The sequence below is a fragment of the Baekduia sp. genome (genome assembly GCF_035996765.1).
Taxonomy (GTDB): Bacteria; Actinomycetota; Thermoleophilia; order Solirubrobacterales; family Solirubrobacteraceae; genus Baekduia.
Map to the genome: position 1 here is coordinate 1 of NZ_DASYJG010000090.1, position 16,821 is coordinate 16,821.

Below are 16,821 nucleotides of genomic sequence, written 5' to 3' on the forward strand. Positions count from 1 at the left end.
GTCACCTGCTCGGGCAAGCGCTGCCCGTTCAAGAGCAAGACGTACAAGCGGCCCAAGCGCTCCTCGACGATCGACGTCGTGAAGAAGCTCAAGCCGTCCCAGCGCCGCTTCCGCGCCGGCCAGACGCTCGAGGTGCGCGTCGCCGGACCCGGGCACAACGCAAAGGTGCTGCGGTTCAAGCTGCGCAACGGCAAGTTGCCCAACGCCGGGCACTACTGCTTGCCGCTGGGCAAGAAGAAGCTCCAGCGGACCTGCTGATCAGGCACGGAGCGTGAAGCAGAACGCCGAGCCGCCGGTGTACTCGGTGTCCAGCCACATGCGCCCGCCGTGGTACTCGACGATCTTGCGGCACATCGCGAGCCCGATGCCCGTGCCCTCGTAGCTCGAGCGCGGGTGCAGGCGCTGGAAGATGACGAAGATGCGGTCGGCGTACTCGGCGTCGATGCCGATGCCGTTGTCGGCGCAGCGGAAGCGCCAGAACTCGCCGTCGGGCTCGGCGCTGAGCCGCACCACGGGGGCCGCGTCGCCGCGGAACTTGATCGCGTTGCCGATCAGGTTCTGGAACACGAGCCGCACCAGCGAGGCGTCGCCGCTGACGGTCGGCAGCGGGCCGGCCTCGATCACCGCGTCGCTCTCCTCGATCGAGCCGGCGAGGTCGCCGCGGACGCGCTCGAGCAGCTCGGCGCAGTCGACGTCGCCGTGCGGCTGCTCCATCCGCCCCACGCGTGAGAACGCGAGCAGGTCGTTGATCAGGTTCTGCATCCGCCGCGCGCCGTCGACGGCGAAGCCGATGTACTGGTCGGCGCGCTCGTCGAGCTCGCCGCCATAGCGCTGCTGCAGCAGCTGCGTGAAGCTCGCGACCTTGCGCAGCGGCTCCTGCAGGTCGTGCGACGCGACGTAGGCGAACTGCTCCAGTTCGGCGTTTGACCGCTGGAGGTCGACCGTCTGCTCCTCCAGCTGCGCGCGCGAGCGGTTGACGATCTCGAGCTCGGCGATGATCCGACGGCGCATCGATTCGATGTCGGTGCTCAGCCCTTGGATGTCGCGCGGCCCCACGATCGCGACCGGGTGGTCAAAGTCGCCGCGCGCGATCCGCCGGGCGTCGCGAGCCAGGCGCGAGAGCGGCGTCGCGACCGTCCGGCGCAGCGTCGCCCCGGCGACGATGGCGGCCAGCAGCAACAGCGCGGCGGTGAAGAGGACCGCCCACGTCGCCGCGTTGGCGGCGTGGCGCAGATCCGTACGGACGACCGCGCGCCGCGCGGCGAGGTTGTCGTCGAGCTGACGGAATGCCGCCCGCACCTGATCGAACTGCGCTTTGCCCGAGCGCAGCGATGGCAGGTCGCGCGCGGGATGGTGGGCCCGTTTGGCACGGACCGTCAGGATCACCGGGTCGGCATAAAGCAGGTGCCAGGACGACGACGCCACACCGACGTTGCGCAGATCCTCCGCAAGGCCGGGCGCGTCGCCCGTCGCGGCGATCTGCTGCAGGTGCTTGTGCGCTGCGGCGGCGTCGCGACTGCCGGTCACATAAGGCGCCAGGAACGTCTCCTGCCCCGCCAGCTCGAATCCGCGCAGGCCCGTCTCCTCATCCACCAGCGCGGTCAGGTAGCGGGCGGAGGCCACGCTCGCCGGATCGAGGCGCTCGACCACCTGGCGCCGCGCGTCGCTCAGCCGATGCAGCGCGATCAGGCAGACCGCGATCCCGACCAGCGCCGCGAAGACGAGGCCACCGGCGGTCACCGCCAGCCACTGACCGCTGCGCAGCCGGCTCATGGGGCGAACGCCATAGCGCGTGCGCTCATAGCGCGGCGACGACCAAGAGGGCGACGTCGTCGGTGAGGTCGCCCCCGTTGAGCCCTTCGGCCGTCGCGATCAGGCGCTCGATCAGCGCCGCGCCGGCCTCCGGCGCACCGGAGGCGACGAGCTCGACCAGCCGCTCGCTGCCCAGGCGCCCGGGGCCGCCGTCGACGCGACCCTCGATCAGCCCGTCGGTGTAGAGCAGCAGCTGCCAGTCAGCGGGCAACTGCACCGACATCGCAGGCCAGCTGCCGGGGTGTGCGCCGACGCCCAGCGGTGGACGCGACGACGGGCCCGGCAGCTCGCGGGCCTCACCGCCGGCGATCAGGACGGGCAGCGGATGGCCCGCGACCCGCACGATCGCCGAGCGCCGGTCGGGCGCGACGCTGACCATGCACGCGGTGGCGAAGACCTCGTCGGCGAGGCGCTCGTGGATGAGCACCTGCTCCAGCGTGCCAAGCAGCTCGTCGACCGTCCGGCCGCCGAGCACGAGCGTGCGCCATGCGATCCGCAGGCAGACGCCGAGCGCCGCCGCGTCGGGGTCGTGGCCGCAGACATCGCCGATGACCGCGTGCAGCGTCCCATCGGCCGCCTCGACCACGTCGTAGAAGTCGCCACCCAACAGCGCGCGCTCTCGGCCGGGCCGGTAACCGCTGTCGACGGCCACCCCAGGGTCGGTCACCAGCGGCCGCGGCAGCAGGCCGCGTTCCAGGCGCGCGTTCTCCTCGGCCGTCAGGTTGGCGGCGCGCAGCTGCGTCTGCACGACCTCCGCGCGCTGACGCTCGACCGCGTAGCGGATCGACCGCGCGAGCAGCTCACCGTCCACGCGGCCTTTGACGAGGTAGTCCTGCGCCCCGGCAGCGACGGCCTCCAGGCCGCGGGCGGTGTCCGAGAGGCCGGTGAGCACGAGCATCGGGACGACGGGTGCAGCCTCGCGCAGCCGATGCAGGGCGGCGAGACCGTCGGCGTCGGGCAGGCCGAGGTCCAGGACGACGCAGGCCACCGCTCCGGACAGCGCGTGCTCGGCGCCGGCGACGGTCCGCGCCCGGACAACCTCGACCTCGAGATCGGCGTCGCGCAGCAACTCCTCGAACAGGAAGGCGTCACCGTCGTCGTCCTCCACGAGCAGGACGCGGAGCGCCGTGACCGCAAGGACTTCCGTGGGGCCTTGCCCGGCCGGCACGTGCATCGCCGCCAACCTACACGCGGTCGGCTTCGCGGTCAGCCGCGATCCGGTCGATCGGGGTAGACCTGATCGATCGTCGCGCACGCCACAAACGGGGCGCCGGCGGCTGCCTCGATCTTCTCCGCCCCGCCCGCCAGGCGATCCAGGACGGCGATGACGCCGACGATCTCATGGCCCGCTTCCCGCACGGCCTCGATCGCCTGCAGGGTCGAGCCGCCGGTGGTGACGACGTCCTCGACGATCACGCAACGCTCGTCGGCGTCGAGGAACGGGCCCTCGATTCGTCGCTGAAGACCGTGCTGCTTTGTCTCCTTGCGGACAAAGAAGGCCTTGCCGTCAAAGCCGCCAGCCAGCGCAGCGCAGGCAATGGGGTCGGCGCCCATCGTGAGGCCGCCGACCGCCGTGGCGCCCCACGCGGCCGCCTGGGCGGCCGTGATTTCGGCCAAAGCGGTGAATCCGGCCGGCTGCAGGATCGCGCGCTTGGCGTCGACGTAGTACTGCGCGGTGGCGCCGCTGGTCAGCACGACCTCGCCGATCACGAGGGCGTGGGTCCGTAGTTCGTCCACCAAACGTTGGGTCGCGTCCATAAGCGGCCGTAGTCTATGCGTGTGATCGAACGGGCTTTGCGCTTTGCCGCGGTGGTCTGCAGCCTGTTGGTGATCGCGGGCTGGGGCTGGTTTGCGATCGACGAGACGAGCGCGGCGTCCGAGCAGTCCCAGGCGGAGATCGCCGGACAGACCGCGGCGCGCACCGCCAGCCCGGATCCCGACCAGGAGCGTGATCGGGAGAAGGTGAACTCGAAGGGTCACGAGTTCATCGACGACGCCAACGACATCCTGCTGCGCCCGTTCTCGGCGATCGCCGAGAACAGCTCGAGTAAGTGGGTGCGCCGAACTGTTCCGGCGCTGTTGGCGCTGCTCGTCTACGGGCTCGGCCTCGGGATCCTCGCGCGGGTGGCCGCCGGCCGCTGGTGACCGAGCGCGATCCGGCCTTCGGGGTGCCGGGCCGCGACTTCGCCCTCGGGGTGGAGGAGGAGCTGCTGACCGTCGATCCAGCGACGCTGGCGCTCACGCACACCGGCGTCGACGCCCTCTCGCGCTTCGACGTCCCGGCTGAGGCCGGCAGCGCCCATCCCGACACCTACGCCGCGCTGGTCGAGCTGGCCAGCCCGGTGTGCGCCAACGCCGAGGAGGGCGTGTGGCGGATCGCCGCGCTGCGGGCGCAGGCGCGGAACGCCGGTGCCGCGCTGATCGGCGCTGGGATCCATCCGGCCGGCGCGTTCGGCGACGTCGTGCACGTCGACGAGCCGCGCTATGACGAGATCCACGCCCAGCTACGCGGGTTGCTGCGTCGCACGCCGACCTGCGCGCTGCACGTCCACGTCGGGATGCCGGACGCCGCGACGGCCATCCACGTTTATAACGGCCTGCGCGAGTGGCTGCCGCTGCTGCAGGCGCTGACCGGCAACTCGCCGTTCTGGCACGGCCTCGACTCCGGCCTGGCGACCGCGCGCGCCCAACTCTTTCGGGGCTACCCGCGCGGGGACATCCCGCCGGCCTTCCGAACATTCGAGGACTTCGAGGAGAGCGTCGCCGCGGTCGTGGCCGCCGGCGACGCGCCCGACTACACGTTCTTGTGGTGGGACATCCGGCCGCACCCGAACCTCGGCACGGTCGAGGTTCGTGCCATGGACGCCCAGTCCTCGCTGGCGACGATCGCTGGCCTGACCGGGCTGATCCACGCGCTGGCCCGCGCGGCCGCCGACGCGGCGGTGCCTTCTGGCGGCTGGTCGGCGCGCGAGGCGCTGATGGAGTCGAGCTTCCGCGCGGCGCGCGATGGGCTGGCCGCGACGCTGCTGCACGACGGCGCGCTGACGCCGGTGCCGGAGATCGCCCGCGCCGCGATGGCCCAGGCGCGGCCGTTCGCACGTGAGCTGGGCTCCGACGGCGCGCTGGAGCAGCTGGAGCGCGTGCTGACCGAGGGCGCCGGCGCCGACCGCCAGCGCGCCGCCTTCGCGCGTGGCGGCATGCGCGCGGTGCTCGAGCACCTGGTCACCGAGACGGCCGCGGCGCTGTAGACCTACAGGTAGACGTCTACGTCGTCGCCGTAGGAGATCCAGTTGAAGATCGGCACGGCGTCCGGGACGGGGGTGCGCAGGCAGCCGTGACTGGCGGCGTAGATCGGGACCTCAGCGTAGCCGTGGATGCCGTAACCGCCGTGGAAGTAGCTGGTGAAGACCATGCCCTTGGCGTTGGTGCCCGGGGTCTTGGAGTACACCTTGAACGTGCCGAGCACCGTCGGCGTCGACGGCTTGCCCGAGGAGATCGGGTAGATCCGCTCGACCTTCTTGCCGCGGATCAACGCCAACACCTGCAGCGACAGGTCGGCCTCGACATGTTTGCCTTGCTTGGGGAAGCGGACCTTGAAGGCGCCCGCGCCGTGGGCGAGCTTGCGGAAGACGTCCTTGGACGCGATCTGCGTCCGCGCCATTCCGGTGACCTTGCGGAAGGCCAGGACGGCGCGGGCGGTGCGCGCGTCGTAGACGCCCTTGGCGCCGATGACGTAGCCCAAGGCCTTCAACTTGCGTTGCAGCACGCGGACCGCGAGGCCCTTGGAGCCCGGGCTGGCGCGTAGCGGCAGGACGTCGACACCGCGAGCCTTGGCCACGAGCGTCGCCAACTCGGCCGTCGCCCGGTGGCTCGCGCGGACGGTGATGTGCCCCGCCTTGCCGGCGCGATAGCCCAGCACGAACATGCCGGCACTGTCGCCGCCCGCCTTGACGGTGACCTTCTTGGAGCCGATCTTCTTGTCACCGCGGTAGAAGCGCACGACGACGGTCTGGCCCGCGATGTAGGGCTTGACGGCCCCGCGGATGCGGAAGCGATCGCCCGCCAGGATGGTCGCCGACTTGCCGTTGACCTTCTCGAGCGTCAGCGCGAGGGTGCCGGTGGCCGCTGGCGCGGGCGTCACGGTCGCGGGAGGCGTTGCCGTCGTGGGCGGCGCCGCCGATGTCGGCCCACCCGCCCCAGGCGCGGCCGTCGTCTGGGCGACCGCCGGCGACGCGACGGCAAACGGGATCGCAATGGACACGGCGGCGGCGACGAGGCGGCTCATGGGCGCGCGAATCGTACCCGTGGCAGCCCCGGAATCAGGTGCTTGGCGCGCGGGCGTCCATCGGCGCGTCCGGCCAGAGACGCAGTCCCAGCCAGATCAACACGACGATCGCCGCCGGCGCGAAGACGAGCACGAGCGGCACCTGCCAGGACCAGTGCTCGCTGCTGCACATCGCCACCGAGTTGTTGATGCAGTGCAACGCGATGCCGGGGTAGAGCGACCCCGTCTTCTCCCGGATGAAGCAGAGCGCGGTGCCGAGCAGGGCCAGCGGGACGATGAAGGCGATCGGCGAGCCGAAGACGTGGACGATCCCGAAGGCCAGACCGGTGAAGAGCGCCGCGAACCAGAACCCGTTCTTGCGCAGGGCGCCGAAGAAGTAACCGCGGAAGAAGAACTCCTCGGCCAGCGGCGCGCACACCGTCACCACGAACGTGACGGCGATCAGCGCGACGGTGCCGTTCTTGGCGCCGAGCTTGTCGGCGATCGAGTCCTTGACGTCGGACTGGCCGATGACCAAGAGCCACAGGAAGCTGAAGACGAGGAAGGCGAGGTAACCACCGACGACGTAGAGCACCGACCGCTTCAGCGGCGCCGCGCAGATGCCGAACTGCGCCGGGCGCGGCGGGGCAACCATGCGCGCGAAGAGCAGGGCCGCGGCGATGAGGCAGGCGTCCTGCGCGATGGCCGACAGGACGCTGACCGACGGCGGGGGATCGGTGACACTGGCACCGAAAGGCGCGGCGACGGCGGCGATGATGAGCCCGACCAGGAGTGTGGCCGCAAAGCCCGCGAACAACGCGGCAGGCGCCGTCCAGCCGGGCCAAGGCGGGATGAGGCTCTCGGCGGGCGCGCTGCCCGGCCGCTCCGGATACTCGGGCGGTGCGGGGTGCGCGTCGGCGGCCGGGACGGTCGTCATCGGCCTTGAGGGTAGGTGGTGAGGAGCTCGGGCAGCGCCCGCAGATCTCTGAGCGTGGGGATGCCGTCGGGGCTCACGGCGCCATCGCGGAGCACGAGCACCGGTGCGATCCCGGCCGCGCAAGCGCCGGCGACGTCGAGCGCCGCGTCGTCGCCGACGTGCACCGCAGCGCCGGGCGCGATGTCGCCCGCGAGCGCGAGCGCGCGCGCAAAGATCGCCGGCGCGGGCTTGGCGGCACCTGCCTCGGCCGAGGAGATCGCGCCGTCGAGCAGCGGCGTGAGGCCGGTGCGCGCCAGCGCCTCGTGCAGCGAGACGTCCCAGTTGCTGACGACGACCAGACGCAGCCCGGCGGCGCGCAGCGCGCCGAGCACCTCCGGCACCTCGGGGTAGGGCCGGAACCGCAGGCTGGCCAGCAGCGCGCCGCGGAGATCCGGCGTGTCCCGGGCGTGCTCGGGCAGCGCTCCGGCCAGGACCGCGGTGCAACGATCGCGGAGTTTGGCGAGCGCGGCGCCATCGACGGCCTTGTCGTGATGAGCGCGGTAGTAGGCGATCTCGGCGCGCAGCGCAGCCGCCGCTTCGGCCTCGGAGATCACGGTGCCGCGGGCCGCAAGCTCCGCGCACAGGTGCGGCGCCGGCGGCTCGAGCTCCAGCAGCGTGCCCAGCGCGTCGAGGAGAACGACTTGGAGTCTCAAGCGACCCAATGCCACGTCGCAAACAGCGCGCTGCACGCCGCGAGCCCGACGGCGAACACGCTCAGCACCGCCACCCGTCGCCACGCCGGGCCGCGCGCGAGCCAGAGACCAAGCCAGAGAAAGAGCGGGTACAGCACGGCCTCAAAGCGCGGCAGCGACATCAGCGGCTGCGGCTCCACCGGGTAGGAGAGCGGCAGCAGCAGTGCGCAGACCGCGTAGGCGCCGTGGGCGAGCGGCAGCCGGCGCAGCGCGCCGATCAGCGCCGGAATCGCGAGCAACAGGCAGACGAAGAGCGCGATGTTGTGGCGCCCGATCGCCATCGCATCACCGACCGCCTTGTCGAAGTACACGGGCGGCGGCGGGCCGTGGACGAGCTGCCGCACGCCGTCCCAGGCGGCGGTCGCCCCGTCGGCGATCCCTGCCCACGGGCCGGCTAGGCTGCGGTGCCAGGTGTCCTGTGCCGAGAAGGGCGCACCGGCACCCTCGCCGTCGAGCGCCAAGTACCCGCAGAACGCCGCCAGCCCGATGGGGACCGCCGCGATCCACGCGCCATCGCGCAGTTGTGCCCTCCGCGCGCGCCACGCGTCGAACCACAGCAGCCCCAGCGGCACGACGAGCAGGAGGCCGGCGCTGCGGGTCGCCGCCCCCAGCGCACCGAGCATCGCGGCCAGCGCCCACCGCTCCTGGCGCGCGGCGAGCACCGCACCAACCGACACCATCAAGAACAGCGACTCCGAGTAGGCAGCCGAGAACCACAGCGACCCGGGGAAGAGCGCCAGCGAGATGACCGCCCAGCGCGCCCCCTCAGGCCCGACCTCGATCACGGCCAGGCGATGCAGCGCGGCGAGCCCGACGACAAACGCCGCGCACGAGATCACGATCGCGGCAACCAGCGCCGAGCCGCACAGGACGCCGCCGACCTTGACCAGCAACGGATAGAGCGGGAAGAACGCGGCACGGTCGCCGCCGCCGTAGCCCGAGTCCGCGATGTTCAAGAACCACACGCTGTCCCAGCGCGCGGCGGGCGCGACGAGCAGATCCCCGAAGGCGCCGAACGGCCGCGTGACGCCCGCCGGATCGAACGCGACGCGGTGCCCTGCATGGACACCCCAAAGAGCGATGGCGCCGAGGCCCGCCGTCCAGACGACCACCCGCGAGAGCCAGAAGGCCCGCAGCGCGGCAGCGAAGTCCGCGCGCCACGGACCCGTCGCGACGCGCGGGGACGCCTGGCGCTTTTGTACGGTCACGCCCACGTGAGACACATCGTCGCAGCCGCAGCCGCCGATCAGACGTGGCTTCAGAAGCACAGCAACCTCTTCACGGCCCTTGGCACGCTGCTGGCCGGCGCGCTGATCATCTTCTTCATCGACCGCTTCCTGGTCCGCCGGGCGACCAAGCTCGCAGGGCTTGTCACCGGCGACAAGGGACTCTCGCGCGACACCGCGACGCGCCTGCGCTTCGCCCGCCGAGCGATTGAGGCGGTCATCGCGGTCATCGTCATCGCGATCGCGCTCTCAGAGTTCGACTCGCTGGACCGCGTTGGCCGCACGATCCTGGCCTCCAGCGCGATCACCGCCGCCGTCGTCGGCTTCGCCGCCCGCCAGACGCTGGCCAACGCCATCGCAGGAATCCTGCTGGCGGTCGTCCAGCCGATCCGCATCGGCGACCTCGTGACGTTTGAGGGCGAGACCGGGACCGTCGAGGACGTCGGCCTGACCTACACCTGGTTGCGCACCGGCGCCGACGCACGGCTGCTCGTCCCCAACGAGCGCCTCGCCGGCGGGATCATCCGCAATGACTCGATCCGCTCGCCAACCGTCGCGATCGAGGTCTCCGTGTGGATCGCGCCCGACGCCGACGAGGCCAGCGCGCTCGACGCGCTACGCGCCCTCGACGGCATCCGCGCCCGCATCGCAGACGCCACGCACGAGGGCGTGCGCCTGCTGATCATGGGCGAGCCGGGCCCGCCGTCAGAGCGCCTCGCCCGCGAGGCCGACCTGCGCGCCACCGCCCTCGGCGCCCTGCGCGGCGTGGGCGTGCGCTGACGCCAACCAGCGGAGGGTTCTCGCCGGCGGGCTAGAATCCACTCCTCGCGGGCGCAGGGCGGGAGGCCGCTTCTGTTCTCCAGCACCCGCCCCCTCCCCATGTCCCGCCGCGAACGACAGCGACGCCGGCGTCGCAACAAGGGCGGCCCTGCCCGCCCACTCTTCCTCGCCTTCGGCGTGCTGACGACCTTTGCCGCGCTCGCCGTCCTGGGCGCCGTCGGCTGGGTGGTCTCGGTCGCGACCTCCGCCCCCGCGCTGGACACGATCAAGCCCCAGGACCAGGGCGCCGCCTCGGTGATCTACTCCGCCGACGGCCATCGCCTCGGCTTCATCAGCAACGACGTCCTGCGCACGCCGGTCACCGGCGGCCAGATCCCGCAGGTCGCGCGCGACGCGACGGTCGCGATCGAGGACCGGCGGTTCTTCGAGCACAAGGGCGTCGACTTCGAGGGCGTCATCCGCGCCGCGGTCAAGAACCTTGAGTCCAAGGACGACGTCCAGGGCGGCTCGACGCTGACGATGCAGCTGATCCGCAACCTGTACACCAAGGACACGGTCCGGACCGGCGTCGAGGGCTACAAGCGCAAGATCCGCGAGGCCAAGCTCGCCGAGGAGCTCGAGAACCAGCACCCCGGCCGGCGCGGCAAGCGCTGGATCCTGGATCAGTACCTCAACAACGTGCCCTACGGCACCGTCGGCGGCAAGACCGCGGTCGGCATCCAAGCCGCAGCGCGCATCTTCTATGACAAGCCCGCCAGCAAGCTGACGCTGGCCCAGGCCGCGCTGCTGGCCGGCCTGCCCCAGGCACCGTCGCTCTACAACCCGTTTCTCAGCTCGGCCAAGGCCGAGGCGCGCCGCAACGACGTGCTTCGGCGCATGGCCGACCAGGGCTTCATCACGCAGAGCGATGCCGCTCAGGCGATCGCCGAGCCGCTCGGCGTCAAGGCCAACGGCTACTACTCCAAGAAGCGTGAGAGCTACTTCTACGACTACGTCAAGCAGCAGCTCGTCGACGAGTACGGGGCCAAGCGCGTGCAGGCCGGCGGCATGCACATCTACACGACGCTGAACCTCAAGATGCAGCAGGCGGCGCGCAAGGCGCTGGACGCCAACGTGGCCGGCACCGACCGCTCCGGCGCGATCGTCTCGGTCGATCCCGCCAACGGCGACATCAAGGCCATGGCCTCGACCGCCACCTACGGGCAGTTCAAGTTCAACCTGGCCTCCCAAGGCGGGTACGCCGCGGGCTCCACCTTCAAGGTCATGGTGTTGATGACCGCCCTGCGCAAGGGCGTCGATCCCGACACCACCACCTACACGTCGATGCCGCTGAGGTTCGACGACCCCACCTACGGGCCGATCGACGTCCACACCTACTCCAACAGCTACATCGGCCGCGCCAATCTGGTGAAGGCGACGCTCGCCTCCGACAACTCGATCTATCAGCAGCTCGATCTCGACGTCGGTCCGGAGAACGTCACGCAGACCGCTCGCGACATGGGCATCAAGTCGCCGATGGAGAGCGTGCCCGCCGAAGGCCTCGGCGGCCTCAAGCACGGCGTCTCACCGCTGGAGATGGCCAACGCCTATGCGACGATCGCCTCCAACGGCTGGCGCAACAAGGTCAGCGCCGTTCGCAAGGTCTGCTTCCCCAAGAAGCTCGGCGGCTTTGACTGCAAGACCGAGAAGGCCCGCCGCCACCGCGCCTTCGAGGACGGCGTGACGGCGGAGGCCACCAAGATCCTGGCCGAGAACGTCCAGGGCGGGACGGGCACCAAGGCCCAGTTCGGCTGCCCGGCTGCCGGTAAGACCGGCACGGTCGACGACTTCACCGATGCCTGGTTCGTGGGCTTCACGCCGCGGCTGGCGACATCGGTCTGGATCGGCCACGCGACCGACCGGCGGACGCTCGGCGACGGCGCCGCGGGCGGCGAGGTCGCCGCGCCGATCTGGGGCCAGTACATGAAGGTCGCCCACGGCAAGTACTGCGGTGACTTCGCCAAGCCCAAGCACGCGTTCGTCTCCACGCCGTTCTTCGGCAAGTACGCCAAGACGGGCGTCAAGGACAACAAGGTCGACCCGAGCACCTACCAGAAGGACCCCAGCGGGGCCAAGGATCTGGAGACGGGCAAGGACGGCAAGAACACCGGCAACGGCTCGACCAAGTACCCCAACGACCAATACCAGGCTCCACCGCAGCAGGCGCCCGCGACGACGACGCCGCAGACGACCGGCACCGGTGACCCGACGGGCGCCACCGGGACGCCGGATCCTGCTGCCGGCACCGGCACCCCGGCCACAGGCGCGCCGACGGGCACCGGCGGCGGCACGGGCGCTCCGCCGCCGTAGGAAACACCCAGGCCAATCGGCTGTCGGGCCTTCACGAAAAGCCCCCGCTCGGGGCGTCGGGCGGTGGTACGGTCGCGCGATGTCCAAAGAGGACAAGGTGGAGTTCGAAGGCGAGGTGCTCGAAGCGCTGCCGAACGCCATGTTCAAGGTCCAGCTCGACAACGGCCACGAGGTCCTCGGGCACGTCGCCGGCAAGATGCGCCGCTTCCGCATCCGGATCCTCCCGGGCGACCGGGTCCGGGTTGAGCTGAGCCCGTACGACCTGAACCGGGCCCGCATTATTTATAGGCATCGCTAGCGTCGTCGCTGCGATGGCCGAGCTCGATCTCATCACCGCCTTCCAGCGGCTGCTGACCAATCGCTCTGAGCGCGTGGTGCGCTGGTCGGGCGACGACTGCGCGGTTGTCCGTGCGCGGCCGGTCCAGGCGGTCAGCGTCGATGCCATGGTCGACGGTGTCCACTTCCAGCTCGACCATCCGGCGGTCACCGCAGCCGACGTCGGCCATCGCGCGCTGGCCGGGGCGCTGAGCGATCTCGCCGCGATGGGCGCCGATGCGGGCGAGGCCTACATCGTGCTCGGCCTCCCCGAAGGCTTCGGCGAGGCCGACACGCTCGCGCTCGCCCAGGGCATGGAGGCGCTCGCAGCGCGCACCGGCACGACGATCGCCGGCGGCGACGTGACGCGCGCGCCCGTGCTGACGATCTCGGTCACCGTCGTCGGCTGGGCCGACGACGAGGCGCAGCTGATCGGCCGCGACGGCGCCCGCCCCGGCGACGCGGTGGTCGTCACCGGCGACCTCGGCGCCGCCGGCGCCGGCCTCGCGATCCTGCTCGGCCAGGCCGAGGGCGACGCCGCGCTGCTGGCGCGCCACCTGCGTCCGGAGCCGCGGCTGGCAGAGGGCAAGGCGCTGGCCGCCGCCGGCGCGCGGGCGCTGATCGACCTCTCCGACGGCATCGCCACCGACGCGGCGCACGTCGCGCGCGCCAGCGGCGTGGTCCTGGAGATCGACCTCGACGCGCTGCCGGTCCTTCCCGCCGTCACGCAGGTCGCCGCCCAACTAGACACTCTGCCGGGCGTCCTGGCGGCCACGGCCGGCGAGGACTACGAGTTGCTGGCGTGCCTGCCCGCCGAGGCGGCGGCCGCGCTCGGCGCGACCGTCACGACCGTCGGCCGGGTGGCCGCGGCGGCGCCGAATCGCGCGCCAGGGCTCAGGCTTGCGGGCGCGGGCTCTGATCGCCCGCTGCGCGGACACGAGCACCACGTCGGGTGATCGCGCGGCTCGCGGCCGTGCGACGCAGCAGCGCCTCGGCGACCAGCTGGGTGTCCACGACGTACACGTCGTGTTCGACCTGTGCCTTCAATGCCTTGGTGTACATCTTTCGGTTCACTTTCCCGTCGACCCCCCTGTCTGTCGGCCATCGGGTCAAGACACAGCGGTGCTGAGGCCAGGGCGCTCAAACTCCGACCCTTGTCCAGCCTTGGCCGCCCGCAGAGGCACCACGCGTGTCAGACGGGAGACAACGACGATGCGCTGAGCCGCGCTGAACAACGGGTGGCAGGCGGAGAGCACGAGCCGGTCGTAGCCGACGTCGCGCAAGATCGCCACCGCGTCAGGAGCGACGATCCGCGTGCGCTGGACGCGATAGCTGAACGTGGCGTAGGGCATCTCCACCGTGATGCGATCGCCCGGCTTCAGGCGATCGATGTGGCGAAAGGGCGCCAGGTAGGTCGTCCGATGCCCGGCAATCGCCGTCGTCCCGCCAATGCCCGGCAGCGGGCTGTCGTCAAAGGTGCCTGGACCCTTGCGCAGATCCGAAGGATCAGAACCTTTGACCATCACGAAGTCTGCACCGAGGCGCGCGATCTTCAGTCGCCCGATCGCATCACCGGGCGCGGTGCGCTGCTGCAGTGAGCGGGCCAGGAGCGCGACGCGCCGCCGCTCGTCGGCCACGCCGGCCAGCGCGCGCGCTTCCAGCCGGGTCGAGCCCTCGGCCTCGAGGTGGCGCAGATCGCCGCGCAGGCCGTGCTGGCGCACCGTGGTCTGCAGCGCCGTGAGCGGCTCCTGCCAGACGAGGGTCAACACCGCGTCGGCGAGGACGAGCAGTCCCGACGCGATCAACACGGCCGACAACCCGCGCAAGACCCGGCGGCGACGCTCAGAGCGGGCGGGCGGGGGCGCGAGCATCGACATCGTCTAGTGGCGCAGGGCCGATCCGGTCCCGCCGAGCGAGCCCGGCCCGGCGTAGGTGACGGGCCCACGGACGGTGATCTCATCAGGCTCGTCGTCCTGTGGCCGACGCCGGCGGATCGCCACCAGCGCCGCGGCCACCGCGCAACCCCAGAGCAGGCTCCACAGCACCCACGAGCCGATCGGGATATGGCCGCCCGCAACCAGCAGCGTCCAGAACCAGATGCCATGCGGAAGATCGAGGCCGAACGCGCGCCCATCCACGAACCCGACGATCAGCAGCGGCGCCAGCGCCAGCGCCACCAGCGCCAGCGATGCCGCCCGCGGCAGCCGCAGGTCCGGCGTCAGCGCCCAGAACCACAGGTGCGCGGCGGGGACCAGCAGCGCCGCGGCGTACGGATTGCCGACCCACAGCGCGCCGGCGACCACGACCGTCGTCAGGCCGACGGCGACCACCGCGCCGCCGGCGTCCGGCTCCTGCTTGCGCACCCGTGCCGCACCGCTGGCGTGCAGCAGCGCGGGGCGCGCGACCAGCCAGCCGAGGGCGAAGACGAGCAGGATCGCCACGAACGCCGCGATCGCTCCACCGCCGAGGTCGAGCCCCGGGGCCGGAATCGGCGCGCCCGGCGCCACGGAGATCAGCCCGACCAGCGCGAGCAACACCGCGAACAGGCAGGCCAGCAGGAACGGCACGCCGCTGGCCAGCGTCCACACACCCCATGCCCAGAGCGGCTCATGGCGGCGACGCAGCCGCGCAAGCGCGTCGATCCCCATCAACAACGGCGGCAGCAGCAGCGCGCCGACGAGCAACCGGACGGCCCAGCCCGGCAGCACCTTGCCGCGGACGACGAGGTCGTCGCGCGGGGGCGCGGCGAGATCGCGGAAGTTGTCCAGCGCATAGAGGACGCGCAGCCCGGCGCGGCCGAAGCGCCGCAGGCGGCCATCACGGATCGGGTCGCCGGCGGCCGGCGGCCGCTCGCCCGAGGCCGACAGCAGCACCGCCGGCTGGCCGGCGCGCAGGAATGGGCCCTGCTCGGAGATCGTCACCGGCACCGCCATCCGCAGCCACTGCGTCAGGGCTCGCGGCGCGCCGGCGTCGGTCCCGACCTCGGCCCGCACCGCGGCCTGCACCGTGCGCTGCAGCTGGATCGGCGCTTGCCCGCGGCCGTCCGACAGCGACACGACGAACGGCCGCCGCGTGCTCGCGCCACCAACCGCGCCGAGCACGATGACCGCGTCGGCGCGGGGGTGGGTGGGTCCGATTCTCCGCGCTTCCTCCTGGGCCCCCGCGAAGCCCCCGCTGCCGCCCGAGGTCGAGATGAAGGTGATGGTCCGCCGCAGCCGCCCGTCGGCGGCGACGCGGGCGAGCTCCAGCAGTGTCGCGGTCGCCGACAGCTCGGCCTTCGCGCCGGGCTTTGCGGCGTCGCGGTGCGCCACGACCACGATCCCGGGTCCTGGGACGCCCGGCCGCGTGGCGACGACGTCGACGAGATCCCGCTTGCCGTCGATCGTGTCGCCCTGGAAGTGGTGCTCCTCCACGGTGCCCGGCACCGTCAGGCGCAGCCGCGTCGCGATCTCGCCCGCCAGCCGCGTATCGGCCGCGTCACCCGGCCGTCGGACCGGGAAGCGGCGGGCGAGGTCGTCGAGCGTCTGGCCGGCCCGAATCTCGTCGAAGGCCTCCGGGGTCTGCGTCGTCCCGATGGGCCGCGGCCGGTCCTGGAGGGAGAACGCCGCCACGAGCAGCGCGAGAAGCACGGGCACGAACGCAACGCGATAGAGGCGCACTTCGAGCATCCGCCTACAGTGTCTCTCACGCGATGGCTGAACGCGCACCCAGAATCCTCCTGGCCGACGACGAGCAGTCGATCCAGACGCTCTTGAGCTTTCCGCTGCGCAAGGACGGCTACGAGGTGACGACCGCCGCCGACGGTCGTGAGGCCCTGGCGCGCTTCAACGAGGGCCACTTCGACCTCGTGGTGCTCGACGTGATGATGCCCCGGATGGATGGCCTTGAGGTCTGCCGGCGCATCCGCGCCCGCCACACCGTCCCGATCATCATGCTCACCGCCAAGGCCGAGGAGATCGACAAGGTCCTCGGCCTCGAGCTCGGCGCCGACGACTACATCACCAAGCCGTTCTCGCTGCGGGAGTTCCGCAGCCGCGTCCGCGCCGCGCTGCGCCGCGCGGGCATGCAGACCAACACCGAGCCGGAGGCCGAGGACCAGCCGCTCGCGGTCCACGAGCTCGACATGGATCCGGCCAAGCGCGCCGTCCACGTGCGCGGCGCCGCAGTCGAGCTGACGTTCGTGGAGTTCGAGATCCTCAACGCGCTGGCGCGCAACCCGGGCCGGGTCTTCACGCGCGACATGCTGCTCACGCGCATCTGGGGCGACAGCGCCTATCGCGACCCGCGCACGATCGACGTGCACATCCGCCACCTGCGCGAGAAGCTCGAGACCGATCCCAAGGAACCCGAGTACCTGTTCACGGTGCGCGGCGTCGGTTACCGCTTCAGAGACGAACCGAGATAGGC

17 protein-coding genes are annotated in these 16,821 nt (G+C 71.6%); 8 read left to right on the forward strand and 9 right to left on the reverse strand.

Annotated features, from left to right (window positions below):
- On the forward strand, positions 1-258 hold a 258-nt coding region (locus VGO10_RS19335), incomplete at its 5' end, for a hypothetical protein (RefSeq protein ID WP_327471476.1).
- Here the strand turns inward: VGO10_RS19335 and VGO10_RS19340 are convergent.
- Genes VGO10_RS19340 through pyrE form a run of 3 tightly spaced genes read right to left on the reverse strand, consistent with a single transcriptional unit; the run spans position 259 to position 3,570 of the window.
- Positions 259-1,773, reverse strand: coding sequence for a sensor histidine kinase (locus VGO10_RS19340; protein ID WP_327471478.1), 1,515 nt, complete (start codon positions 1,771-1,773; stop codon positions 259-261).
- A gap of 25 nt (positions 1,774-1,798) precedes the next feature.
- On the reverse strand, positions 1,799-2,986 hold the full coding sequence (locus VGO10_RS19345; RefSeq protein ID WP_327471481.1) for a PP2C family protein-serine/threonine phosphatase: 1,188 nt from the start codon (positions 2,984-2,986) through the stop codon (positions 1,799-1,801).
- A gap of 32 nt (positions 2,987-3,018) precedes the next feature.
- Complete coding sequence (gene pyrE / locus VGO10_RS19350) at positions 3,019-3,570, reverse strand: orotate phosphoribosyltransferase (RefSeq protein WP_327471483.1); 552 nt, start codon at positions 3,568-3,570, stop codon at positions 3,019-3,021.
- A 21-nt stretch (positions 3,571-3,591) separates the two neighbouring features.
- On the opposite strand from pyrE, the gene VGO10_RS19355 reads away from it, so the two are divergent.
- The gene (locus VGO10_RS19355) at positions 3,592-3,957 is read left to right on the forward strand and encodes a hypothetical protein (RefSeq protein WP_327471485.1); all 366 of its coding nucleotides are present in this window, start codon (positions 3,592-3,594) and stop codon (positions 3,955-3,957) included.
- A complete protein-coding gene (locus VGO10_RS19360; protein ID WP_327471488.1) occupies positions 3,954-5,060 on the forward strand; it encodes a carboxylate-amine ligase in 1,107 nt (368 codons plus the stop codon). Before VGO10_RS19355 ends, VGO10_RS19360 begins: the two co-directional genes overlap by 4 nt.
- Before the next feature lie 2 nt (positions 5,061-5,062).
- On the opposite strand, the gene VGO10_RS19365 is transcribed toward VGO10_RS19360, so the two are convergent.
- From VGO10_RS19365 to VGO10_RS19380, 4 genes are read right to left on the reverse strand one after another with little or no spacing between them, the layout of a single operon-like run.
- Positions 5,063-6,097, reverse strand: coding sequence for a L,D-transpeptidase family protein (locus VGO10_RS19365; protein WP_327471490.1), 1,035 nt, complete (start codon positions 6,095-6,097; stop codon positions 5,063-5,065).
- Positions 6,098-6,131: 34 nt separating this feature from the next.
- Positions 6,132-7,013: a type II CAAX endopeptidase family protein gene (locus tag VGO10_RS19370; RefSeq protein ID WP_327471492.1), complete on the reverse strand. Its 882-nt coding sequence runs from the start codon at positions 7,011-7,013 to the stop codon at positions 6,132-6,134.
- Entirely contained in the window at positions 7,010-7,705 is a 696-nt protein-coding gene (locus VGO10_RS19375) for an HAD-IA family hydrolase (RefSeq protein ID WP_327471494.1), read from the reverse strand. The genes VGO10_RS19370 and VGO10_RS19375 overlap by 4 nt, the downstream gene beginning before the upstream one ends.
- Positions 7,702-8,958, reverse strand: a complete 1,257-nt coding sequence (locus tag VGO10_RS19380; RefSeq protein WP_327471496.1) for a mannosyltransferase family protein — start codon at positions 8,956-8,958, stop codon at positions 7,702-7,704. The genes VGO10_RS19375 and VGO10_RS19380 overlap by 4 nt, the downstream gene beginning before the upstream one ends.
- Between VGO10_RS19380 and VGO10_RS19385 the strand changes: the two genes are divergently transcribed.
- The 4 genes from VGO10_RS19385 to thiL all read left to right on the forward strand — a co-directional run bounded on the left by VGO10_RS19385 (position 8,959) and on the right by thiL (position 13,370).
- Positions 8,959-9,750, forward strand: coding sequence for a mechanosensitive ion channel family protein (locus VGO10_RS19385; protein WP_327471498.1), 792 nt, complete (start codon positions 8,959-8,961; stop codon positions 9,748-9,750).
- A gap of 99 nt (positions 9,751-9,849) precedes the next feature.
- Positions 9,850-12,099 (forward strand): transglycosylase domain-containing protein, encoded by a 2,250-nt coding sequence (locus tag VGO10_RS19390; RefSeq protein WP_327471500.1) that lies wholly within the window; start codon positions 9,850-9,852, stop codon positions 12,097-12,099.
- Between the two features lie 79 nt (positions 12,100-12,178).
- On the forward strand, positions 12,179-12,397 hold the full coding sequence (infA, locus tag VGO10_RS19395) for a translation initiation factor IF-1 (RefSeq protein WP_327471503.1): 219 nt from the start codon (positions 12,179-12,181) through the stop codon (positions 12,395-12,397).
- Between the two features lie 13 nt (positions 12,398-12,410).
- The gene (thiL, locus tag VGO10_RS19400; RefSeq protein ID WP_327471505.1) at positions 12,411-13,370 is read left to right on the forward strand and encodes a thiamine-phosphate kinase; all 960 of its coding nucleotides are present in this window, start codon (positions 12,411-12,413) and stop codon (positions 13,368-13,370) included.
- A 153-nt stretch (positions 13,371-13,523) separates the two neighbouring features.
- Here the strand turns inward: thiL and VGO10_RS19405 are convergent, their stop codons facing one another.
- Entirely contained in the window at positions 13,524-14,285 is a 762-nt protein-coding gene (locus tag VGO10_RS19405) for a class E sortase (RefSeq protein WP_327471507.1), read from the reverse strand.
- Positions 14,286-14,294: 9 nt separating this feature from the next.
- The gene (locus tag VGO10_RS19410; RefSeq protein ID WP_327471509.1) at positions 14,295-16,082 is read right to left on the reverse strand and encodes a M28 family peptidase; all 1,788 of its coding nucleotides are present in this window, start codon (positions 16,080-16,082) and stop codon (positions 14,295-14,297) included.
- A 23-nt stretch (positions 16,083-16,105) separates the two neighbouring features.
- Between VGO10_RS19410 and VGO10_RS19415 the strand changes: the two genes are divergently transcribed.
- A complete protein-coding gene (locus VGO10_RS19415; RefSeq protein WP_327471511.1) occupies positions 16,106-16,819 on the forward strand; it encodes a response regulator transcription factor in 714 nt (237 codons plus the stop codon).
- Positions 16,820-16,821: the final 2 nt, after the last annotated feature.

Bases quoted from the DNA above. Each gene is read 5' to 3' on its own strand.
- VGO10_RS19340 (WP_327471478.1), bottom strand. From the start codon at position 1,773: ATGAGCCGGCTGCGCAGCGGTCAGTGGCTGGCGGTGACCGCCGGTGGC.
- VGO10_RS19345 (WP_327471481.1), bottom strand. From the start codon at position 2,986: ATGCACGTGCCGGCCGGGCAAGGCCCCACGGAAGTCCTTGCGGTCACG.
- pyrE (WP_327471483.1), bottom strand. From the start codon at position 3,570: ATGGACGCGACCCAACGTTTGGTGGACGAACTACGGACCCACGCCCTC.
- VGO10_RS19365 (WP_327471490.1), bottom strand. From the start codon at position 6,097: ATGAGCCGCCTCGTCGCCGCCGCCGTGTCCATTGCGATCCCGTTTGCC.
- VGO10_RS19370 (WP_327471492.1), bottom strand. From the start codon at position 7,013: ATGACGACCGTCCCGGCCGCCGACGCGCACCCCGCACCGCCCGAGTAT.
- VGO10_RS19390 (WP_327471500.1), top strand. From the start codon at position 9,850: ATGTCCCGCCGCGAACGACAGCGACGCCGGCGTCGCAACAAGGGCGGC.
- infA (WP_327471503.1), top strand. From the start codon at position 12,179: ATGTCCAAAGAGGACAAGGTGGAGTTCGAAGGCGAGGTGCTCGAAGCG.
- thiL (WP_327471505.1), top strand. From the start codon at position 12,411: ATGGCCGAGCTCGATCTCATCACCGCCTTCCAGCGGCTGCTGACCAAT.
- VGO10_RS19405 (WP_327471507.1), bottom strand. From the start codon at position 14,285: ATGCTCGCGCCCCCGCCCGCCCGCTCTGAGCGTCGCCGCCGGGTCTTG.
- VGO10_RS19410 (WP_327471509.1), bottom strand. From the start codon at position 16,082: ATGCTCGAAGTGCGCCTCTATCGCGTTGCGTTCGTGCCCGTGCTTCTC.
- VGO10_RS19415 (WP_327471511.1), top strand. From the start codon at position 16,106: ATGGCTGAACGCGCACCCAGAATCCTCCTGGCCGACGACGAGCAGTCG.